Raw genomic sequence first — 21,117 nt, forward strand, 5'->3', positions numbered from 1 at the left:
GCCCTGTGGATAGTGTTGATAACTTTTCCTACAAGGCGGTAAAGCTGACTAGTAAGCTGTGGATAAGGATGTGTGTCAATTAAGTTTAAATCTTTAGCAAAACATGACTAAGCAAATTGAAAAAATGAAAATAAGTTCGAAACAATGAAAAGAATTTCTAACTAAAGAAAAACATAAAGGTTTAGTTTAGCTAAAAGTTTTAATTCTGTCCTTGTTTCGCAAGATTATCTGATTAATGTAGAAATTCATCGTTTTTTTAAAAAGTCATGTAGTATTGAGTCATAGTTATTTGATTAAATATTTCGGTACAAAAGATGTTGAAAAATTCTAACTATACATAATAAAAATTATAATCGGAAGAAGGAGTTTGCCGCTGTTGAGCGAATATTTCTAATAAACATGTGATTTTACCGAAAGGCAGTACTAGAGATGAGTGAGGAGAAGTTATTACAAAAAGGTATCAGCCGCAAATGCTGTTTAGCTCAGCGCGCAGGTATGGGGGAGAAAGAGAGACATCACAAGAGCCGGCTTATTCAGGAGAAGATTTTAGCTTTGCCTGAGTATAAGCGAGCTCAAGCCGTTATGCTCTTTCTTAACTTTCGCGATGAAGTAGAGACAACGGATTTAGCTGAAATTACCTTGGCAATGCCGAAACGACTTATCTTGCCACGATGTGCGCCTCGAGGGACGCTTCTGCCAATTGAAGTACGCAATCTTAGAATGGATCTTGAACCAGGGCGCTGGGGAATACGAGAGCCTAAATTGAACCTTGACGAAATAGAACCTTCTGAGATTGATTTAATCCTTGTGCCTGGTGCCGGTTTCGATCTCCGGGGAAATCGTGTGGGATATGGAGGGGGCTTCTATGATCGCTTTTTCGAGCGGCTTAAGCCGACTGTGCCCAGGATTGCCATAGCGTTTGAATGTCAAGTCGTTGATGAAGTCCCTGTGGCTGAGCATGATGTTCAAATGACCATGTTAATTACTGAAAAAAATGTTTATCATTTTGAATCTAGGGAGTAATAGGGGGTATTTACTTGTGCACTGCGTGTGAGGATCTTATCGATCCTAAAGAGATCAAATTAGATGAAATTATTGCCAAGCATCGAAGTGAAAAGGGACCTCTGATTCCGATTTTACAGGCAGCTCAGGAAGTCTATGGGTACTTGCCTGCCCACGTTCTAAAACACATTAGCAAAGCAACACGTATACCGTTAGCTAGAATATATGGTGTGGTCACATTTTATGCTCAATTTCGCTTAACTCCGGTAGGACGTAATCTGATTAATGTTTGTATGGGAACGGCCTGTCATGTCCGCGGAGGAGCCAAAGTCTTAGAAACTCTGGAAAAGGAATTGAAAATTAAAGATGGGGCAACAACGGAAGACGGACGCTTCACCTTAGAAATTGTGGCCTGTATTGGGGCGTGTGGACTCGCGCCGGTAATATCCATAAATAATGAGGTTCATGGGCGATTGCTGCCGGAAAAGATTGCCGGGATATTAGCCAAATACGAGTAGGGGGATAAAGGGATGGCTGAGAATCAAAAGATTCTGGTTTGTGCCGGAACGGGTTGCGCCTCGTCGGGAGCACTTCCAATCATAGATATTTTAAAAGACGAAATAAAGCGTCAAGGACTCGAAGACACTGTTAGTATTGTCGGCACCGGGTGCCAAGGATTTTGCGAAAAGGGACCAACTCTCGTTATTGAACCTCAACATGTTCTTTATACTCGTGTTCAAGGAGAAGATATTGCGGAAATTGTTGCTTCGGATATTATGAAGGGTGAGCGTGTTGAGCGACTATTGTTGTTAGATACGGAAACTCAGCAACCCATTACTAAAATGTCCGACATACGGTTTTTTGCCAAACAACATCGAATTGTCCTTAAGAATTGCGGAGTTATTGACCCTCAGCGCATCGGCGATTACACGGCTCGAGAGGGTTACAAAGCATTAGAAAAAGTGCTCAAAGAGATGAAACCGAATGATGTTATTGAGGAAGTTAAAAAATCAGGATTGCGAGGACGCGGCGGTGCAGGTTTCCCGACAGGTTTAAAGTGGAGCTTCTGCCAACAAACGCCCAGTGACAAAAAATATATTATTTGCAATGCTGATGAAGGAGACCCGGGAGCCTTTATGGATCGGAGTGTTCTGGAAGGTGATCCCCATTCCGTCATTGAAGGAATGCTCATTGGTGCTTATGCCATGGGTGTAGATGAGGGGTATGTTTATTGCCGTGCTGAATATCCATTAGCCATTAAACACCTGGAAATCGCTATTAAGCAAGCTGAAGAAGCTGGTTTCCTGGGAGATAATATTCTTAATTCCGGTTTCAATTTCCATTTGAAAGTATTTGCCGGGGCTGGAGCCTTCGTTTGTGGTGAAGAAACAGCTCTTATGGCTTCCATTGAGGGTAAGCGCGGAATGCCCCGTGTTCGCCCGCCGTTCCCTGCAGTGAGTGGTTTATGGGGAAAACCAACGAATATTAATAACGTGGAAACCTGGTCGAATATTCCGCACATCATTCGTCATGGAGCAGAATGGTATGCGCAGTTCGGAACGGAAAAGAGCAAGGGGACAAAAATTTTCGCTCTCACAGGAAAAGTGAATAATACAGGTCTGGTTGAGGTCCCCATGGGAACAACGCTGCGGGAGATCATTTTCGATATCGGGGGAGGAATCCAGAACAACAAAGAGTTCAAGGCTGTTCAAATCGGAGGCCCTTCAGGTGGATGTTTGCCTACAGACATGCTCGATCTCTCCGTAGATTATGAAACATTGACCAATGCGGGAGCGATGGTGGGTTCGGGAGGACTTGTCATCATGGATGAGACAACCTGTATGGTTGACATTGCCCGCTTCTTTGTGAATTTTTCACAGAAAGAATCTTGCGGGAAATGTACTCCTTGCCGTGAGGGAAATAAGCGGATGTATGACATCTTGGATAAAATCACCAAGGGAAAAGGGAAACTGGAAGATCTTGATACTCTGGAGAATCTCGCCTTAACGATTAAAGAAACTTCTCTTTGCGGGTTAGGTCAAAACGCTCCCAATCCTGTCTTGGCAACTCTCAAATATTTCAGGCATGAGTTTGAAGCCCATATCTTAGAGCATAAGTGTCCGGCACACGTTTGCTCCGCTCTTCTGAGCTATTCAATTGATGCCGAGAAGTGTAAAAAATGCAGTCTTTGTGCTAAGAACTGTCCGGTTAGCTGTATCAAAGGAGACAAAAACACACCCTATGTCATTAATCAAGATGAGTGCATTAAGTGTGGGACCTGTATGGATAAATGCAAGTTTGGGGCTGTCAGTCGTTCATAGACCCAGAGTTGCGCTTTCAAGATGATGGACAAACTGAGAGGAGTGAAACACTTTGGAGTGGCTTACAATTACTATTGACGGCCGTGAAGTCAGTGTTCCCAAGGGGACGACTGTGCTTGAAGCCTGTCGCATGAATAATATTCCGATTCCAACTTTGTGTCATGATCCGGAGCTTACCCCTGCCGGGGCTTGCCGTTTATGTGTGGTTCAAATTGAAGGAATGAGAAATCTTCCTCCTTCTTGTGTCACCCAAGCGACCCAGGGAATGAAAATCGAGACTCAAAATGCCAAAGTCCGGGCAGCCCGCAAAATGATTTTAGAGCTATTGGTTGCTAATCATCCCTTAGACTGTATGACATGCGAAAAAATGGGAAATTGTTCGTTAGCTGAATTTGCTTACGAGTATGGAGTAAAAGGTGAGGTATTCGAAGGGGAAAAGCGTAGTCTCCCTGTGGATGATGCAAATCCTTTTATTATAAGAGATCCGAATAAATGTATCTTATGCGGAAAATGTATCAAGGCTTGTTCCGAAATCCAAGGGAAAAGCAGGTTGGATTTTTCCTTCCGTGGTTTTAATACTCAAGTGGGTCCTGAGTTTAATCTTCCTTTGCAGGAGTCTGAATGCGATTTCTGCGGTTCTTGTGTCTCAGTCTGCCCGGTGGGTGCACTGACCGAAAAACAAATGGTTGGGAAAGGTCGTCCCTGGGAAATTACAAAAGTTCAAACCACATGCCCCTTCTGTGGGGTGGGCTGCAACTTTGACCTAAATGTCAAAGACGGAAAGGTTATTGGGGTAACCTCGAACCCGCAGGCTCCTGTCAATGGCAAAGCCCTTTGCGTCAAAGGCCGTTTTGGGATGGACATGATTTATAGCTCCAGACGTGTAACAACACCTTTGATTAGAAAGGACGGAGTCCTGGTTCCAGCGGATTGGGATGAAGCTTTAGATTTGGTTGCTTCGAAGTTCCGTGAAATTAAGGATACCTACGGACCTAATTCACTGGCAGCCTTGAGTTCAGCTCATTGTACCAATGAAGAAAATTATTTAATGCAAAAATTCATGCGCGCGGTGATCGGAACCAATAATGTTGATCACTGCGCCAGGACCTGACACGCTCCCACTGTGGCCGGTCTGGCCACTTCATTCGGATCAGGTGCTATGACAAATTCAATCAATGAGATTCCAAATACTAAGTGTATGTTCGTAATTGGTTCAAATGCAACGGAGGCTCATCCGGTAATTGGAACCAAGATGAAGCAGGCATTGGCCAAGGGTGCAAAACTCATTGTTGCCGATCCTCGCTGTATTGATTTGGCAGAGTGCTCAGATATATGGCTGAGACTTCGCCCGGGAACTGATATCGCCCTGATTAACGGGATTATGAATATTATTATCGCTAATGGCTGGGAAAATCGTGCCTTCATTGATACACGGACCGAAGGGTTTGAAAAGCTTAAAGAAACTGTTCAGAACTATACACCTGAATTTACCAGTCAGATTACCGGTGTGCCGGTAGAACAACTCGTTGAAGCTGCAAGAATGTATGCAACGGCTGAACGGGCGCAGATTTTCTATACGTTAGGGATTACAGAACACTCTTGCGGTACAGATAATGTAATGAGTTTAGCAAACCTTGCTATGCTGACCGGAAATATAGGCAGGGAATCAACTGGGGTCAATCCGCTGCGCGGGCAAAATAACGTTCAAGGCGCCTGCGATATGGGAGCTCTGCCCAACGTATATCCGGGGTATCAGCAAGTCAGTAACCCGGAGGTTCGGGCTAAATTTGAAGCCGCTTGGGGAGTTCCCCTCGACCCGAATCCTGGTTTTATGATTCCGGATATGTTTGAGGCTGCAGTGAGCAAACAACTGCGTGCTCTTTATGTTATGGGTGAAGATCCTGTAATGACGGATGCGGATGCCAACCATGTACGCAAAGGTTTAAAAGCTCTGGATTTCCTTGTGGTGCAGGAAATTTTCTTATCGGAAACTGCTCTGCTGGCTGACGTTGTTTTGCCGGGGGCAAGTTACGCAGAAAAGACAGGAACCGTTACCAATACAGAGCGCAGGGTCCAAATGGTTAATCAGGCCATTAAACCCTTGGGGAACGCCAAGACTGATGGGGAAATTATCTGTGAACTTGCCAATCGGATGGGTTATCCATTCCCCTATTCTTCCGCGGCAGAGGTTATGGATGAAATTGCTCAGCTCACTCCTCAATTTGCCGGTATTTCTTATGCCCGACTGGGTACCCAAGGACTGCAATGGCCGGTTCCCAGTATGGAGCACCCTGGAACTAAGTTCTTGCATGAAGGAAAATTTAATAGGGGCAAAGGACTTTTCGTTCCCTGTGAAAATCAACCACCTAAAGAACAGCCTGACGCAGAATACCCATTATTGCTTAGTACGGGGCGGAAACTTTCCCTTTACAATGTGTTTACTCAAAGTTCAGAAGGGTTAGTTAAAAACTCTCCGGAAGAGTTGGCAGAGCTTAACCCTGCTGATGCCAAGCAACTGGGAATAAGTGACGGTGAAGTTGTCAAGGTGGCCTCTCGTCGGGGTGAGCTGAACACGAAGGTTAAGGTAACAGAACGTGTACCTTTGGGTATGATATTTATGACACTTCATTATACGGAGTCGCCGACCAACGTTCTAACCAACGGAGCCTACGATAAAGTCACCAAGACGTATGAGTACAAGGTTTGCGGAGTAAAGGTTTCAAAACTTTAATAAATGAATGAAAACAGGGTCTTCGATGTTCGAAGGCTCTGTTTCTTTGTAAGGATTGACCATATTAGAAGTTTTCTCTTTGAATCAATGATCACGTTAAGTCTGGTTTACTACGTGACATAAGGAGTTTGAACTAGTATATTGTAAGGTATTAAAGGGCTGGCAGTTTAGGAAATCCTTTTGCAAGTAAGGCTAATACGTGTGAAGACAGTGTCTTTGTCCTACTATCAGAAAGTATAACTTTTGGTTAAATACTGCAAGAAGAGTTTATACGTGCGAAGACAGTGTCTTCGTCCTCTGGCATAAGTGCAACTAACCTGCCGCTTTCGCCAGAGGCTTAGCGCCAGCTAAGTTTTCTTTATCTAACATAAGAGGGATTAACCTGCCGCCTGCTAAGTTCTCTTTAATCTAATTCCTTAACGAATAAAAATGAAGTTTATACAGTTTTTAAGTGGGGCTGTACCGGAACTTGGCAGCACCCTTATTGAGTCCCCATCTGAAGCCCCGATGTTCAGCTTTAGCTGAACGAGTTCATTAAATTACCGATTTATGAAAACATACGTTATGATGATTCTTTAGAAAAGTAGGTTAGATAAGTGGAGGTTTTTAATCAGTGACAGACCTTGGCATGAAAAGACCACAACCCAAGCTAGAGGCCACAGGAATTTTATTGGCGGGAGGAAAAAGTTCACGCATGAAAAGGAATAAGGCCTTCCTGGAATATGATGGCAAGCCTCTTGCGGGGCGTGCTATAGAAGTTTTAGATGCGGTATTTTCCGAAGTACTGATTAGCAGTAATGATCAGGAACTTTACAAGAGATATAATTTCCCCGTCATCCAAGATGAACTACGTGATCAAGGACCTCTGGCAGGACTATATCAGGGTTTGAAGGCCGCTACCTTTAAATCTGTTTTTTTTGTTGCCTGTGATATGCCGTTTCTGCAAATAGAGCTGATTCGTTTTCTGTTTCGTTGGGCATCGGATTATGACATAGTAGTTCCCCGGATCGGTCCGGTAATTCATCCGCTTCACGCTTTTTATAATCGGAGCTGTCTCCCTGGGATTATAAAAAATCTTGAGGCCGGACGCCTCAAGATTAGGGATCTGTTTCAGGATTACTCTGTCAAATATGTGGATGAAATTGAGCTTAAAGGTTTTTCTGATTTAAGCCAGGTGTTTTGCAATGTGAATACTCCTGAGGATTGGTCCGAAATCCTTAAACCATAATTCGCTCAGGACAAGTATAAATATTCAGACGTTGCTCCCGGGCAAAGCCAATAATGGTGATGTTTAAGGCTGACGCCTGGGATATAGCCATATCAGTTGGCGCTCCGCGGGCAATAAGAATAGGAACCTTCATTTTGGCGACTTTAAGAAGAATTTCCGAAGATACTCGCCCGCTAAAAAAAATAACATGGTTATCCAGTTGTAAACCAGAACGAAAGGCACTGCCATTAAGTTTATCAAAAACATTATGCCGCCCGATGTCATAACTCGTTAAAACCACTTGGCCTTGATACCCCACACCGCCGCTATGAATTCCTCCCGTTGCTTGAAAAAGCGGAAGGGGAGACTGCAAAAAAGCGGTATAACCATAGGCTTCTGTAAGCGTGATACTGTGTTTTGAGGTAAGAGGCTTTACCATCAGTGCGTCGTTGGCAAAGCAAAATGAAGCTCGGCTTTTTCCACAGCAAGCCGATACAAAACGTTTGGTCATTAGTTCCTTTTGCAAAAGACAAGGTTTCCCCTCTACCCAAACTAAATGGTCCTTAGGATCTTGACGAATTTCAGAAATGTCCTCAGGAACTCGAATAAAACCTTCATTTAGCAAAAAACCCAGGGTGAGTTCTTCAATTTGTGAAGGGGAGCATAATAAAGTAGCGATTTCTTCTCGATTAAAGTGAATAGTTAAGGGAATTTCTTGAACCACGCAGTCTTCAACCTGTTCGAGCTGCAGTCCTTTTGCTTTTAATATGGTATAAGTCACTATTTCGTTTTTCATGTCAACCTCCTCATACCTTCTACCTCCTAGTTTACATTATTTTTAGAAAAACCAAAATCTTTTTTTAATGTCGAAATAATAGCGTTTTTATGGATATTGATAAAGGAATTTTGAAATCATATCTCGAATGAATACATAATAAATGGTTACAACGATACAAACTAATTAACAATTGAATGCTCCGAAGCTGGTTTTCCTAAGGCAAGGCTATGGCGACCAGACAAGTGTCTTAGACACTCGGGTATTGCGGGAAACTGTAATATCTCCTATTGGAAAGGAGTCTGTTGAACAGGAGGAAGTAATCCCCCGGTTATTTACAGACCGTGTATTTAAGAACAACTTGGCAATTGCAGCGCAAACTATACTTGCGCCGGCCAAGTTTTTTTGTGCTAGAGGAAAGTAAACTTTTGGCAGTATACCGCAAGAAGGGTTAATACGTGCGAAGACAGTGTCTTCGTCCTCTAGCATAAGTGTGCAAGGCAGATACTGTTCATGGACGATAAGTTCACGAGCTTGCTCACCACACCGCAGTTCATTATGCATACTCCTGTAGTGTGGATTGGCTAAGTGTCTCTAAAACCATGAACGGGTACAGCATGAAAAGGGGGATTTTATGCAGGATCAATTTCGCAGGCAAATAAATTATCTGAGGATTTCCATAACTGACCGTTGTAATCTCCGTTGTAAATACTGCATGCCAAGTGAGGGTGTAGCTTGGATGCCTCATGAGAATATCCTTAGCTATGAAGAAATCCTCCGTATCATGAGGATTAGTACGCAGCTTGGCTTCCATCGTTTTCGTATTACCGGGGGAGAACCTCTAGTTCGTAAAGGTATTCTGGAGTTTCTTGGGAAAGGAGCACAAATTCCTGGGGTCGATGATTTAATGCTTACTACCAACGGACTCCTTCTTCCAGAGATGGCTTTTGGTTTAAAAGCGGCGGGAGTTCAACGCGTGAATATTAGTCTTGATACAATGAATCCCGAGCGGTTTGCCGAGATTACCCGTGGCGGAGATGTTTCTAAGGTGATTCAGGGCATCTTCCGTTCGCTTGAAGCAGGCTTGAACCCTGTAAAAGTTAATGTTGTGGTTGTTCGTGATTTTAATACACAAGAATTGCCCGGCTTTTTAACCCTCGCTAAGCAATATCCGATTCATATCCGTTTTATCGAACTCATGCCCATTGGCACAAGTTCGGAACGACGAAGTGATTTCGTTTCTATCCAAGAAATGAAAGAATTGTTAGGAGTTAAACAGTATATTCCTACTAAGGAAGTCCCAGGCGGGGGACCAGCCGAATATTTTCGGCCGGATGACTATAAGGGTAGTATAGGGTTTATTAGTGCTTTGAGCCGACATTTTTGTAATACTTGTAATAGAATACGTTTAACCCCTGACGGCAAACTAAGGCCTTGTTTGCATAATGAACGGGAAATTGATTTACTTGAAGGATTGCGAAATGGAAGTTCAGATCAAGAACTGTTGGATATTTTTGCACAGGCAGTTTGGTATAAGCCAGCGGAGCATCGTATGAATGAAGAAGCTTTGCAGGGCCATCGCATTATGTCCCAAATCGGAGGTTAGAAAATGGAGGATTTAACGCATTTTGATGAACAAGGCCGTGCTCGCATGGTCGATATCAGTGATAAAGCAGAAACTTCCCGTGTTGCCGTGGCTCATGGCAATGTTTTAATGCAGCAGGATACCTTAGAACGTATTCGCGCCGGACGTATTGCCAAAGGAGATGTCTTAGCAGTTGCGCAAGTGGCAGGAATCATGGCGGCCAAACAGACCTCGCAGCTAATCCCTATGTGCCATCCTTTAGGCATTACCGGGGCAAAACTAAGCTTTCATTTGAAAGACCCTGGAGAAGTTGAGATTGAGGCCATCGTTAAAGTTCAAGGAAAAACAGGAGTGGAGATGGAAGCGCTCACTGCTGTCAGTGTCGCCGCACTGACTATCTATGATATGTGTAAAGCCATTGATAAATCTATGACCATTGGAGAAATTTATCTGGTAGAAAAACAGGGCGGAAAAAGCGGTCACTATGTACGGTAAACGTGAAACGAAACGATGGCACAAGGTCATATTTGCGAAAATAATTAGAGACTGAGAATTATCAAAGATGGTTAAACGATGGTTTAAAGATCCATTTAGAGGATAAGGATTTAATCAATCTTACGGGTTTCGTTGTTATTGAAGGTAAGAAAGATCGATCTAAAAGAAATGAGGCGCCATATATGGGTAAAATCGTTGCTGTATGTATTAGTGAACGAAAAGGAATGCGCAAAAAAAATATAGGTGAAGGTATCTTGAAAGTGAATTTTGGCCTGGAAGGGGATGCTCACGGCGGAAATTGGCATCGCATGGTCAGTTTGCTGGCAATGGAAAGTATTAAAACGATGCAAGACAAAGGGTTAGATGTTGGTCCGGGAGATTTCGCCGAGAACTTGACGACGGAAGGGTTAGAATTATGTACTCTACCCATTGGAACAAAGCTAAGAATTGGTGCCACAAGTATTGGTGAAGTAACGCAAATTGGCAAGGAATGTCACTCGAAATGCGCGATTTTTTATCAAGCCGGAGATTGTGTGATGCCGAAGGAAGGGATTTTTATTCGTTTACTGGAAGGCGGAGTGGTTCGAGTAGGCGATACTATTGAGGTGATAGAATAATGGTTCGGGTTGGAATAATAACGGCAAGTGATAAAGGTTCCCGTGGAGAACGAGAAGATCTCTCCGGTCCTGCTCTTAAAGAGTTGGTTCAAGAGATGGGATGGGAAGTTGCTGAATATACAGTGCTTCCCGATGATCAACGTCTTTTGGAAAGTACCATGCGTTTGTGGACGGATGAAATTAAGCTGGATCTGATATTAACCACGGGGGGCACAGGGTTTTCTCTCCGCGATGTCACGCCAGAGGCAACGTTAGCAGTCGCTGATCGATTAGTGCCCGGTATAGCAGAAGTGATGCGCCAGGAAAGCTTAAAGGTGACCCCCAAGGCGATGTTAAGCAGAGCTGTGGCTGTTCTCAGAAAACAGACCCTTATTATAAATATGCCGGGAAGTCCTAAGGCGGTTCGTGAATGTTTCTCAGTGATTTCCCCATCCTTACCGCATGGTATCCAAATTCTCAAGGGTGAAACCAGTGAATGTGCGACTCCCGTTAAGCCGGAATAGATTCAGAATCAAGGGGCTTTCACATAGTTGTGGAAGTCCCTTGGCATACTATCAGACTCTTTTGCCGATGCGCGGCCTTCGGGCATTACCGAGTTTTCCATAGAGAGCTCTGCTTGTCACTCTTGTCCAGAGTTTAGCGTATGATATCATAGACGTGGCTTGAAAGGTGATGACAACAATGATTAAAGCCATTGCGTTTGTTGATTACGAAAATATCTGGACGGGTTTACTTGAACGAGGCCATGAATTGACTCCGGAACAATTAGTGCAATATCTTCAGGTTTATGCCAAGAAGAATGATATGGATTTACAAGCCATCTACTTGTACGCAAATTTTGATCGCGAGGAGTTTTGGCGGACTCAAACGACCTTCGAGAAAACGAATGTCTTTACAAGACACGTATTTAGTAAAAACAATTACTCTAGTACGGGATTGCGCCACAACGCAGCGGATTTAGAGTTGATGCTGGAAGCCCAAGAAATATTGCTTACCCGGACAGCAACCTTTGATCTATTTTTACTGATTACAGGTGACGGAGATTTTCTCTCTCTATTACGCAAAATCAGAGCCTGGGGGAAAGAAGTGAAGGTTGTAGGGGTTGGCGGCAGTGTTCATCATTCTCTACAGCCCTATTGTGAAGGGGACGATCTCCTGGAATGGGTGCATCATGAGAATCCGGAAACTGAATATCTGCCAGAGAAGGATTTAGTTCGCGGAATTCAAATTATCGGAACTCTGCAAATTCGCTTGCCTTATGTTGCTTCAACAAAGGCAAGGGCAGCCTTGTCCGAGCTGCTGGGCCGGTCTATTCCTCAAGTGAAAGAGTTTATTCGTTATTTGTTAAGGGAAAATCTGCTTACTGAGAAGGAACATCTCGACAGTAATTTAAAAATTGGCAAAACTAAGATCTACCTTCTTAACTTAAAAGACAAGAAAATCGAAGAAGCGCTTGGACCTATGCTTGAGGAAATTGCTCAGCGTCAGGCAAAGCTAATTTTGGAAGTATAGATGAATAAAATAGTAGTAATGTGGAAATTATAGACTTTAGTGATTTAAAGGCTTAGGGGAGAGGCCCTTAGCGGATATAATCAAAAGCCTTGTATAGAAAATGAGAGTAAATGAGATATAATTAAGGTACAAGGGCAAATTACGCCATATAAGGGGGTTGCTTTCCGCTGTCCCCTTGCATATTATTATAGTGATATTGTTAGCACTCAATAAAGCCGAGTGCTAACAAATTATAAAATAACAATAACATTAAGGAGGGTCTTTTCTTCATGAACATTAAACCTCTCGCAGATCGGGTGATTATTAAAGCACTCCCGATGGAAGAAAAAACAAAGAGCGGAATCATTATGCCGGATACGGCAAAAGAAAAACCGCAAGAAGGCGAAGTTGTAGCTGTAGGACCTGGCAAAATGGAAAAAGGGACTCGTATTGCCCTTGATGTTAAACCGGGCGATAAAGTCATTTATTCCAAGTACGCCGGTACTGAAGTTAAGTATGATGGTGAAGAATACCTGATTTTAAAAGAAGCAGATATCTTAGCCGTTCTTGGCTAATTAATTCTTGTTTAATTAAATGGTAATAATTATTTAAGGAGTGAATAACGTGGCAAAGCAAATCGTTTTTAATCAAGATGCTCGACATGCTTTAGAGCGTGGTGTCAATGCTCTCGCAGAAGCTGTTCGTGTTACCCTCGGACCTAAAGGCCGTAATGTTGTATTAGATAAGAAATTCGGATCTCCCTTAATCACCAACGACGGTGTTACCATTGCTCGTGACATTGAGCTCGAAGATCCATTCGAAAATATGGGTGCTCAGCTTGTTAAAGAAGTCGCCACCAAAACTAATGATGTAGCCGGGGATGGAACAACAACCGCAACAGTATTAGCGCAAGCTATTATCAGAGAAGGTTTAAAGAATGTTGCTGCCGGTGCAAATCCTATGGGAATTAAGCGCGGAATTGAGCAAGCCATTGAACTTGTTGTTGCAGATATTAAATCAAATGCTAAACTTGTGGAAACAAGCGAAGCAATTGCCCAAGTTGCTTCTATTTCTGCCAGCGATAAAAATATCGGCAGTCTGATTGCTGAAGCAATGGAAAAAGTAGGTAAAGACGGAGTTATCACTGTTGAAGAAGCAAAGGGCATGACAACTGAGTTGGAAGTTGTTGAAGGAATGCAATTTGACCGTGGTTACATCTCAGCCTATATGGTTACCGATACTGAAAAAATGGAAGCCGTGCTCAATGAACCTTACATCTTAATTACCGATAAGAAAATCAGCTCCATTCAAGACATTCTGCCTGTCCTTGAAAAAGTAGTACAAGCCGGACGCCAACTGCTAATTATTGCTGAAGACATTGATGGGGAAGCTTTAGCCACCCTTATTGTCAACAAGTTAAAAGGAACCTTTGTCTGTGTTGGTGTTAAAGCACCTGGATTTGGTGATCGTCGTAAAGCTATGTTAGAAGATATTGCTGTACTTACCGGCGGAACCGTTATTACCGAAGATCTCGGCTTAAAACTGGAAAACACAACCGTTGATATGCTTGGCCGCACACGTCAAGTTCGCATTACCAAAGAAGCATCCACCATTGTGGAAGGTTCAGGAAATGTGGAAGACATTAAGAAACGTGTTGAAGCAATCAAGAGACAAATTGATGAAACCACTTCGGATTTTGACCGTGAAAAGCTTCAAGAGCGTCTGGCAAAATTATCCGGCGGTGTTGCAGTGATTCAAGTCGGTGCAGCCACCGAAACCGAAATGAAAGAAAAGAAACTTCGCATCGAAGACGCTTTAGCAGCTACTCGTGCTGCCGTTGAAGAAGGTATTGTTGCCGGCGGCGGAACAACCTTAATCGATGCTATCAACGCTTTAGACAAACTTGAACTCACCGGCGATGAAGCAACCGGAGTTATGATCATTCGCCGCGCTCTGGAAGAGCCCCTGCGTCAAATCGCCAACAATGCCGGCCAAGAAGGCTCAGTTGTGGTTGAGAAAGTTCGTTCTTCCAATAGAGGAACCGGTTTCAATGCCGTTACCGAAGTTTATGAAGATATGATCGCAGCCGGTATTGTGGATCCGGCTAAAGTTACACGTTCTGCTCTGCAAAACGCTGGTTCCATCGCTGCTATGCTGCTCACCACTGAATGCTTAGTGTCTGACCTGCCTGCTAAAGACAATGGCGCTGGCGCTATGGCTGGTATGGGCGGAATGGGTGGCATGGGTGGAATGGGCGGCATGATGTAAAAAAAGCCTGAGACCCTTGCGTAGCAAGGATTCCAGACTTTGAAGATCAGCTGTGTTGCCATTTTGTTGCCATAAATTATAAAGTGTTTTTACGGAGTCCTCTCATGAGTTCACTGAACTTGCGAGAGGACTCTTTTTTCATGGACTTGGTAACATGCATATAGACGTATCGAGTTGTATCGTCATTTTTGTGACCGAGCCGCCGCATGATCTCCTCCAGCCCCACTCCGGCTTCTGCGAGGTGAGATGTGTGTGTATGACGTAAAGAATGAGGTGTTAAAGTTATCTTAAATCCAGCGGCCTTTAACAACTGCCTCATACGAATCTCAATAGTTTTAATAAGTAACGGGTAACCAGCAAATCGATCATAATTGACGAAAACGAAATCTTTATCTTGGTAAGAGCTGCAAAACTTCATCCGAAGTTCCTTCTGCCAGGATTTTAGCTTTTTTAAATCTGCCAGAACTTCTGGATCTAGCTCAATACAACGAACTGAAGTTTCGGTTTTGGGTGAAGGAGTTGATATTTAACGGTGTTATTATCGGGATTATAATAGGTCTTTGTGATATTGATGGTACATCCTTCAAAATCAATATCACGCCATTTAAGCGCACACAGCTCGCCGACCCTCATGCCTGTATAAGCTAGTAAGGTAAAAATCTCATAATCCTGAGGTTTCCCGACTTCTTTACATTTATCCAAATAGTGAGCGAGCTCTTCTTTTTCAAGATACTTAATCGTCTCCCTAGCTTCTCCAAGTTCTTCAACCGTTTTCTTGCGCTTTGGAACTACCGCGTATTGAGTAGGGTCATTTTTGATAATGTCAAGTTCAACGGCTTTCTTGAAGATCATTCTGCCGGTGGAATGGATTCCCTCAAGGGTTGTATTCGAAAATCGTTTATATAGATCACTTAGTGCATATTGATACATTTTCTTAGTTATGCTGGACATTTTGCAATGCGCAAAATAGGGCATCAAATTGTTTATTTCAAGAGTCCGTACTCGGACAGTACTAATTTTAACTTTGCCGGAACTTTGATACAAATCCAACCATTCTTGGGCAAAATCCTTAAATATAATATCAGACTCATCAATATACGTGTTGTTAGAAAGGTCTAATTGAAGCTTTGCTAGAGCAATTTGTGCTTCTTTTTTGGTTTTGAACCCTCCTTTTGATGTTCTTTTGCGTCTGCCTGTTTTAGGGTTAATTTCAACGTCGATTACATATGTCCAGGAATTACCTCTCTTAAAACAGTGACCAGTCATACGTTTTCATTCCTTCTTTTATTCGGGGCTCTAAAAAGCAGAAAAACCCCACACTTATCCCTATGAGAAAAATGTGGGGCTCTATGGCCCTCTAAAAATTTATGGCGCACTGGCTCTCTGAACTCTCGCGAAAAGGCACTGGGGCTCTGGCGCTCTGGCGCTTTTGAGGCAATTTTAACCTAAAATTTCATTTGTGTCAAAAAGAATAATATTAATATCCTAAAATACATCTGTAAAAACGAAGAAGGAAATTATTTTTTCTCCCAAGAAGTAAAATAAAGGTAAGAATACCTTTAATATCGAATAATTTTGATCATCCTAATCTTAGTAGGAGGACGATTATTTTGCGTTTTTTGGGTTTTTACAAGAAATATCTTATTTTCTCAACGATTGTAGGATTGGTGGGGATGAGTTATATGCTTCATGATGAAGCTGTTAAAGACCCAGCAGCAGCTTTAATTCAAAAAGAACTTAGAGTTGAACTCGATAAGATAGAACCCCTACCTGGAGCTACATTCATCGGAACTTCAGATGGTCATAAATCTGACCATGCATTAGTAGAAAATAATTATAACAGTGCTTTAACCATGACTGAAATCTATCAATATTATAACGAACAATTCGCTAAGAACGGGTGGCAATTTTACAAGGAAAAGTCCGTTACAATTTGGGGAAAGGATTACGGAGCTAAGGAATTTATCTATAAAAAAGGAGATTATGTAGCCGTTTTAGATTATATGGCTCCTGATCCGGAACCACGCCAAACGTTTGATGTTAACATTAGTTGGGGATTAAAAATTAACTGATAATAGCACCCAACTGAATGATAAAGAAAGGGGGAGGAAAGTTGCCTTTTGTAATAAATTTAATTAGCGTGATAATCTCTTTTGCAACAGCTTATTTTCTAGGACTAAAAATTAGGAGTTTGATACCGAAAGGAAAAGAATTTGTAGGTTTAGTCTGTAGCATAGGAATTCTGACTGTATTTTTTATGACAAAAGATAATTTATTTCCATACAAAAGTAGTTTTGTTAACGCTATAGCTTTTGGAGTGGTGTATGGATTAGCTTTTGGAGTAGGAAATAGAGATCCTAAACTCAATAAAAAATAGCACTAGAGCTATAATAATTGGTGCTATTGTCATAATATTCGTTATAGGACTCAGAGTGAGAATTCCTAGTGGATGATTAAACGGTATAAGTTATTTACAAAGCCCTCCTAATGATATATATTTATAACATGAAGTTACAAATATATATCATTAGGAGGGCGCTAAAATGAGCTCTAAATTGAGTTTGCGCAAGAAAATTATTATGCGAACGATATCTCAATCTGTAGTTATACTATTTAGTGGGGAAATCATAATGCGTGGTCAACACGATATGTTGACTAAGATTATTGCTTTCATACCTATTGTGTTTTTTCTTAGCATACTCTTCTATACTAATCGTAAAGACTGTGAACCTAGAGATGAAATGGCAAGGTTTAACCAATTAAAGGCGGGTAATTTATCTTATAGTATTACACTGTGTGCGATTGGCTTAGTTATGTTTTATGCTTTATGGTTTAAGACGTCCGTGGTAATTTCCTTGTTGAATTTAGTATTTATTTTTGTAGCTATGTATATTTTGAATCTCGCAATTTTTCTCTTTTATGATATCCGAGGTAATTAATATGCCAAAGTTGATAACAAAAATTAAAGAATATAGGGCAAAAAATAATATGAAACAAGAGGAACTTGCCCAACTGATAGGAGTTCGAAGGGAAACGATTGGGCATTTAGAAAACGGCAAATACAATCCTTCGTTAAAAATGGCAATGGATATTGCTAAAGTTTTTATGGTTTCGGTAGAGGAATTGTTTCAATTCATGGATTGAGATGATAATTAACAGAAGTCCCCTAGCGCTTGTTAAACGAGGGGACTTAACGCAAGTGTCTTTTATCGGACTCAAGGAGTAAAATAAAGGTGAATTCAGAATCTTTTAAAGGGGGCCTCTATGAAAAAGGGTTATAAGATTGTTTATGAAATAACATTAGCTATTGTTGTTGTTTTGGTAATTACTGTTAATTTGCCTAAAAACACTACATTTAAGGCGGCAGTATTGGACAAATTGAATGGGGAGAAAGTAAGTTCAATCGAAATTATAAGAACATCTAATAAGAGTGTTAAAGACGATACAGTCGAATTAAAAGACCCAAGCCAAGTAGAATCCATTATAAACTTCTTATCTCAAATGAAGTTAAGAGAGACAGAGCTTCCTGATAGAATGGCTATTCCGTATAGGGTAGCAATTAAAACTAACGGAATTATAAGGTTCGGATTAACTCTCTATGATGAAGGTTACATCGACATATTTGAGTTAGATAACCATACCAAGGACGCTGATAAATCATATATTATAACTAATAAGTTTGACCCTAAAGCTATTAAATCATTGATAAAAGAATGATAAAAGAAGCGATCATTTCTCCCTAACCAGAAAAATGGTCGCTTCTTTAACTAGGAGGACAATTACATAACTATCCAGTATGATATGGTGGAAGTAAATCTTCTCTTTATTGCATATCCCCAAGTAGGTGTTCGATTTGTCTCAGATCCAGGAGTGGTTGGTTTAAATAAGTTTGTTTAATTTCTTCTTTTAGGAACTTGCCGTAATTTTTGTATTAGTTCTTGGTATATTTACCGGAAAAATGGAGTTTATCTTTATCTCTATCGGAATGACACTATTTTGGATGTATCGGATGTTCGGTGGAGCTAGGACGCGAAAACAAATGACAATTGATTTATCATTAAGACTCTCAATGCAAATGGAAAGCGTAATTAGCAAATAGCTTATTTTTTTAGAGATGACAGTTATTTTGGGTTTTGTGAACTGCCAGTTTGAAGATTCATAATTGGCAGTTATTATATTTACGACAATAGTTTTCGGGCAAATTATATATTCACTTCATAAAAGACTCCTTACGTTTATTTGTAAGGGGTCTTTGCTATTATTTGGTTTAACAAATTCTTCACGGAATGCACAGAGTACATTAAAAGATTTAGGTTAAAATGTATTATAACGGAGGATTAAAATATGTCTGAGATATCAGATCTGATAAAGCAAATCGAAGAATTACGAGCGAATTTGATAAAGATAAAAGAGGGCAAATCTTATACGGATCCAGAGGTAATATCTGCAAGCCAAAGACTGGATGAAGCTTTAGACAAGTATCAAGAGATGACAATAGAAAAATCAGAGAACGCCCAAAAAAACTAATATTTTAGCTGATTTTTTTCCGGCACTTCTTGAAAATAAACGCTCGTTACAAAAACAAAGGGGAGATCGCCGTGAGAGCAAGGATAAAAAGCTGTCCCGATAAAGAATATTGGTACTGGGGAATGATTGGCAAATCAATCAGCATCACTGGTAAAAAAGTAGTTGATGATGGTTTGCACGAGAGAGTATTTGTGCCTGGCAAAGATGATAACGTTCCCCTTTTGCAGATAAGTTATTTAACTCCCGATGGGAAATATTTATGCGCGAACGATGTTGAGGTACAGTGAACAATTTAAAATGAACGAGTTTAGACATTATAGTGTTAAAAGTGAAGCACACCAATTTAAACGAAAGTTTGAAATTGGTGTGCTTTATGATTGGTTAGTTATTAATTAAAGAGTAAGCTGTAAGAAGTAAGTCATAACGGATTCAATAATTCTTTCTCAGCCGTTTCCGGTATTGGAATAACTTTCAAACCTGAACTAGCAACTTTTCTGATTTAAAACTTGACATTCACATCAATGTCATACTTTATAATGACATACAGAAGGGAGGTAGCTCTGAATTGAACATTAGCAAATTATCCGCTCTGACAGGAGTTAGTGTTCGCTCTTTGCGTTATTATGAGGCAAAAGGAATTTTGAGATCAGAGCGATTGGAAAATGGCTATCGTGACTTTCAAGAATCTGCAGTGGACCGAGTTAAGCTGATCCAGCTCTATTTAGGGCTGGGTCTTAGCAGCAACGAAATTGCGCATATAATTGATTGCCCTGTATCAATATCCGATCAAAAACCTCTTTGTGAAAAGGCTATTAAGGCTTATCAATCAAAATTGGCAGAAGTCGAGAATCAGATTGAAATATTACAAAAGTTACGGTTGCAACTCTATCAACGTATTTCTAATTACGTGGAAACATAATTTTAACCTCTTAGAAAGGGCGGTAACCTGCCATGATAATTGACAGCCACCAACATGTGATTCTTCCATCAGAAAAGCAATTGTCTATGATGAGTGAAACCGGCATAGAAAAAACCATATTATTTTCAACGACAGTTCATCCTGAAATTGCATTTGATCTCGATTCTTTTGAAAAGGAAATGGGTATTCTCAATGAGATTATATCGGGAAAAAGAAACCCACTTGATGCTAGGATCAAGTCCATTAAGGAACAAGTGAAGGTAATTGCAGAAAATCCAACTAAGTTCATTGGGTTTGGGTCAGTCCAACTTGGATTATCACAAGAGCAAACCGCATGCTGGATCGAGGATAATATTATTGCCAATAAGTTTCGAGGCCTTGGTGAATTCACGCTGACTTCAGGCCAAATGCATTTACTTGAGCCTGTTTTTGCTGCAGACGTGGAATTTGGGTACCTTCCTTTATGGATTCATACCTTTTCGCCCCTAACATTGGATGATATTAAAAGCATTGCTGCGCTCGCTAAAAAGTATCCTAAGACACCAGTCATTTTAGGACATTTAGGTGGTGCAAACTGGTTGGAAACAATTAAACTTGCAAAAGAAATTCGAAATCTATATTTGGATCTCTCCGGAACGTTTTCAATTCTCGTTGTTTCACTAGCAATAAAGGAAATACCGGAACGAACGCTTTTTAGTTCAGACGCTCCTTATGGTGATCCATTATTGGCCAGGGAAACAATTGAAAGAGTAACTAACGATAATTACGTAAAGGATAGAATACTTGGTGAAAACATTGCTCAACTATTGTGCTTGTAAAGGCACTCTTTAATTGGGAGTATAGAAGCGGATAAGTAGACAATGATTCACTGCTACAGTTGTTACAGACTATGAGATAAGTCTGCCTAAGGACAAAGACGAGGAATTATATGACAAACAAGAGAAAGAGTAGAACTCCACTGAATACCATGGATGGACATTATTAATATCAGGCATATGAAATTGCCGAGGCATGATTAGCGCTTCGGCTTTTGAAATTTTTTAGAATAAGATGGTAAGATTTGCAGGAATGTGAGGAATTTTATGGAATCAAGAAGCGTAAACCCCATTTGATTGCGCCCTGTTAACTTTATAAAGTCGCCTTTAATAAAGCTCGTCCAGCAGTCATTTGTCGAGTTTT

At 41.2% G+C, this 21,117-nt stretch carries 24 protein-coding genes and 1 riboswitch; of the genes, 21 read left to right on the forward strand and 3 right to left on the reverse strand.

Going from position 1 to position 21,117, the window contains the following annotated elements; genetic code table 11:
* The first annotated feature begins 429 nt into the window (after positions 1–429).
* The 5 genes from DESACI_RS03780 to mobA all read left to right on the forward strand — a co-directional run bounded on the left by DESACI_RS03780 (position 430) and on the right by mobA (position 7,282).
* Complete coding sequence (locus DESACI_RS03780) at positions 430–1,023, forward strand: 5-formyltetrahydrofolate cyclo-ligase (protein ID WP_014825846.1); 594 nt, start codon at positions 430–432, stop codon at positions 1,021–1,023.
* 14 nt (positions 1,024–1,037) lie between these two features.
* On the forward strand, positions 1,038–1,520 hold the full coding sequence (gene nuoE / locus DESACI_RS03785) for an NADH-quinone oxidoreductase subunit NuoE (RefSeq protein ID WP_014825847.1): 483 nt from the start codon (positions 1,038–1,040) through the stop codon (positions 1,518–1,520).
* A 12-nt stretch (positions 1,521–1,532) separates the two neighbouring features.
* Complete coding sequence (nuoF, locus tag DESACI_RS03790; RefSeq protein ID WP_014825848.1) at positions 1,533–3,323, forward strand: NADH-quinone oxidoreductase subunit NuoF; 1,791 nt, start codon at positions 1,533–1,535, stop codon at positions 3,321–3,323.
* Between the two features lie 52 nt (positions 3,324–3,375).
* A complete protein-coding gene (gene fdhF, locus DESACI_RS23405; RefSeq protein ID WP_014825849.1) occupies positions 3,376–6,054 on the forward strand; it encodes a formate dehydrogenase subunit alpha in 2,679 nt (892 codons plus the stop codon).
* Between the two features lie 613 nt (positions 6,055–6,667).
* Positions 6,668–7,282, forward strand: a complete 615-nt coding sequence (mobA, locus tag DESACI_RS03805) for a molybdenum cofactor guanylyltransferase (RefSeq protein WP_014825850.1) — start codon at positions 6,668–6,670, stop codon at positions 7,280–7,282.
* Here the strand turns inward: mobA and fdhD are convergent.
* Positions 7,272–8,057 carry a formate dehydrogenase accessory sulfurtransferase FdhD gene (fdhD, locus tag DESACI_RS03810; protein WP_014825851.1) on the reverse strand — a complete coding sequence of 262 codons (786 nt, stop codon included), beginning with the start codon at positions 8,055–8,057 and terminating at the stop codon, positions 7,272–7,274. The two genes, mobA and fdhD, sit on opposite strands and share 11 nt — an antisense overlap.
* Positions 8,058–8,224: 167 nt before the next feature.
* A riboswitch (molybdenum cofactor riboswitch) is annotated at positions 8,225–8,355 on the forward strand.
* Between the two features lie 315 nt (positions 8,356–8,670).
* On the opposite strand from fdhD, the gene moaA reads away from it, so the two are divergent.
* The 7 genes from moaA (at position 8,671) to groL (ending at position 14,492) form a co-directional block, all read left to right on the forward strand.
* Positions 8,671–9,642, forward strand: a complete 972-nt coding sequence (gene moaA / locus DESACI_RS03815) for a GTP 3',8-cyclase MoaA (protein WP_014825852.1) — start codon at positions 8,671–8,673, stop codon at positions 9,640–9,642.
* A gap of 3 nt (positions 9,643–9,645) precedes the next feature.
* Complete coding sequence (moaC, locus tag DESACI_RS03820) at positions 9,646–10,116, forward strand: cyclic pyranopterin monophosphate synthase MoaC (protein ID WP_014825853.1); 471 nt, start codon at positions 9,646–9,648, stop codon at positions 10,114–10,116.
* A gap of 182 nt (positions 10,117–10,298) precedes the next feature.
* Positions 10,299–10,733 (forward strand): MOSC domain-containing protein, encoded by a 435-nt coding sequence (locus DESACI_RS03825; protein ID WP_014825854.1) that lies wholly within the window; start codon positions 10,299–10,301, stop codon positions 10,731–10,733.
* Complete coding sequence (gene mog / locus DESACI_RS03830) at positions 10,733–11,236, forward strand: molybdopterin adenylyltransferase (RefSeq protein ID WP_014825855.1); 504 nt, start codon at positions 10,733–10,735, stop codon at positions 11,234–11,236. Before DESACI_RS03825 ends, mog begins: the two co-directional genes overlap by 1 nt.
* A gap of 181 nt (positions 11,237–11,417) precedes the next feature.
* On the forward strand, positions 11,418–12,245 hold the full coding sequence (locus tag DESACI_RS03835; protein ID WP_041276251.1) for an NYN domain-containing protein: 828 nt from the start codon (positions 11,418–11,420) through the stop codon (positions 12,243–12,245).
* A gap of 269 nt (positions 12,246–12,514) precedes the next feature.
* Positions 12,515–12,799, forward strand: a complete 285-nt coding sequence (gene groES / locus DESACI_RS03840) for a co-chaperone GroES (RefSeq protein WP_014825857.1) — start codon at positions 12,515–12,517, stop codon at positions 12,797–12,799.
* A gap of 49 nt (positions 12,800–12,848) precedes the next feature.
* Positions 12,849–14,492, forward strand: coding sequence for a chaperonin GroEL (gene groL, locus DESACI_RS03845; protein WP_014825858.1), 1,644 nt, complete (start codon positions 12,849–12,851; stop codon positions 14,490–14,492).
* Positions 14,493–14,568: 76 nt separating this feature from the next.
* Here groL and DESACI_RS24880 read toward each other — a convergent pair whose 3' ends face one another.
* Together DESACI_RS24880 and DESACI_RS03850 are read right to left on the reverse strand one after the other, a co-directional pair.
* Entirely contained in the window at positions 14,569–14,910 is a 342-nt protein-coding gene (locus DESACI_RS24880) for a tyrosine-type recombinase/integrase (RefSeq protein ID WP_202947862.1), read from the reverse strand.
* A 56-nt stretch (positions 14,911–14,966) separates the two neighbouring features.
* Positions 14,967–15,758, reverse strand: coding sequence for a site-specific integrase (locus DESACI_RS03850; RefSeq protein ID WP_202947863.1), 792 nt, complete (start codon positions 15,756–15,758; stop codon positions 14,967–14,969).
* Positions 15,759–16,102: 344 nt separating this feature from the next.
* Here DESACI_RS03850 and DESACI_RS03855 point away from each other — a divergent pair, with 344 nt between their 5' ends.
* The 9 genes from DESACI_RS03855 to DESACI_RS03895 all read left to right on the forward strand — a co-directional run bounded on the left by DESACI_RS03855 (position 16,103) and on the right by DESACI_RS03895 (position 20,756).
* The gene (locus tag DESACI_RS03855; protein ID WP_014825859.1) at positions 16,103–16,564 is read left to right on the forward strand and encodes a hypothetical protein; all 462 of its coding nucleotides are present in this window, start codon (positions 16,103–16,105) and stop codon (positions 16,562–16,564) included.
* Between the two features lie 41 nt (positions 16,565–16,605).
* A complete protein-coding gene (locus DESACI_RS03860) occupies positions 16,606–16,869 on the forward strand; it encodes a hypothetical protein (RefSeq protein WP_014825860.1) in 264 nt (87 codons plus the stop codon).
* A gap of 166 nt (positions 16,870–17,035) precedes the next feature.
* On the forward strand, positions 17,036–17,431 hold the full coding sequence (locus DESACI_RS03865) for a hypothetical protein (protein ID WP_014825861.1): 396 nt from the start codon (positions 17,036–17,038) through the stop codon (positions 17,429–17,431).
* A 1-nt stretch (position 17,432) separates the two neighbouring features.
* Entirely contained in the window at positions 17,433–17,636 is a 204-nt protein-coding gene (locus tag DESACI_RS03870; protein WP_014825862.1) for a helix-turn-helix transcriptional regulator, read from the forward strand.
* 120 nt (positions 17,637–17,756) lie between these two features.
* Entirely contained in the window at positions 17,757–18,209 is a 453-nt protein-coding gene (locus DESACI_RS03875; RefSeq protein ID WP_014825863.1) for a hypothetical protein, read from the forward strand.
* Positions 18,210–18,836: 627 nt separating this feature from the next.
* A complete protein-coding gene (locus tag DESACI_RS03880) occupies positions 18,837–19,019 on the forward strand; it encodes an aspartyl-phosphate phosphatase Spo0E family protein (protein WP_014825864.1) in 183 nt (60 codons plus the stop codon).
* Positions 19,020–19,090: 71 nt separating this feature from the next.
* On the forward strand, positions 19,091–19,306 hold the full coding sequence (locus DESACI_RS03885) for a hypothetical protein (protein WP_014825865.1): 216 nt from the start codon (positions 19,091–19,093) through the stop codon (positions 19,304–19,306).
* Positions 19,307–19,584: 278 nt separating this feature from the next.
* Positions 19,585–19,938, forward strand: a complete 354-nt coding sequence (locus tag DESACI_RS03890) for a MerR family transcriptional regulator (RefSeq protein ID WP_014825866.1) — start codon at positions 19,585–19,587, stop codon at positions 19,936–19,938.
* Positions 19,939–19,970: 32 nt separating this feature from the next.
* A complete protein-coding gene (locus tag DESACI_RS03895) occupies positions 19,971–20,756 on the forward strand; it encodes an amidohydrolase family protein (protein WP_014825867.1) in 786 nt (261 codons plus the stop codon).
* Positions 20,757–21,117 lie beyond the last annotated feature (361 nt).

The sequence above is a fragment of the Desulfosporosinus acidiphilus SJ4 genome (assembly GCF_000255115.2).
GTDB classification, from domain to species: Bacteria; Bacillota; Desulfitobacteriia; order Desulfitobacteriales; family Desulfitobacteriaceae; genus Desulfosporosinus; species Desulfosporosinus acidiphilus.

Bases quoted from the DNA above. Each gene is read 5' to 3' on its own strand.
- DESACI_RS03875 (WP_014825863.1), top strand. From the start codon at position 17,757: ATGAAAAAGGGTTATAAGATTGTTTATGAAATAACATTAGCTATTGTT.
- groES (WP_014825857.1), top strand. From the start codon at position 12,515: ATGAACATTAAACCTCTCGCAGATCGGGTGATTATTAAAGCACTCCCG.
- DESACI_RS24880 (WP_202947862.1), bottom strand. From the start codon at position 14,910: ATGAAGTTTTGCAGCTCTTACCAAGATAAAGATTTCGTTTTCGTCAAT.
- DESACI_RS03895 (WP_014825867.1), top strand. From the start codon at position 19,971: ATGATAATTGACAGCCACCAACATGTGATTCTTCCATCAGAAAAGCAA.
- DESACI_RS03850 (WP_202947863.1), bottom strand. From the start codon at position 15,758: ATGACTGGTCACTGTTTTAAGAGAGGTAATTCCTGGACATATGTAATC.
- moaA (WP_014825852.1), top strand. From the start codon at position 8,671: ATGCAGGATCAATTTCGCAGGCAAATAAATTATCTGAGGATTTCCATA.
- DESACI_RS03865 (WP_014825861.1), top strand. From the start codon at position 17,036: ATGAGCTCTAAATTGAGTTTGCGCAAGAAAATTATTATGCGAACGATA.
- DESACI_RS03780 (WP_014825846.1), top strand. From the start codon at position 430: ATGAGTGAGGAGAAGTTATTACAAAAAGGTATCAGCCGCAAATGCTGT.
- DESACI_RS03870 (WP_014825862.1), top strand. From the start codon at position 17,433: ATGCCAAAGTTGATAACAAAAATTAAAGAATATAGGGCAAAAAATAAT.
- moaC (WP_014825853.1), top strand. From the start codon at position 9,646: ATGGAGGATTTAACGCATTTTGATGAACAAGGCCGTGCTCGCATGGTC.
- nuoF (WP_014825848.1), top strand. From the start codon at position 1,533: ATGGCTGAGAATCAAAAGATTCTGGTTTGTGCCGGAACGGGTTGCGCC.
- DESACI_RS03825 (WP_014825854.1), top strand. From the start codon at position 10,299: ATGGGTAAAATCGTTGCTGTATGTATTAGTGAACGAAAAGGAATGCGC.
- DESACI_RS03880 (WP_014825864.1), top strand. From the start codon at position 18,837: ATGTCTGAGATATCAGATCTGATAAAGCAAATCGAAGAATTACGAGCG.
- fdhD (WP_014825851.1), bottom strand. From the start codon at position 8,057: ATGAAAAACGAAATAGTGACTTATACCATATTAAAAGCAAAAGGACTG.
- mog (WP_014825855.1), top strand. From the start codon at position 10,733: ATGGTTCGGGTTGGAATAATAACGGCAAGTGATAAAGGTTCCCGTGGA.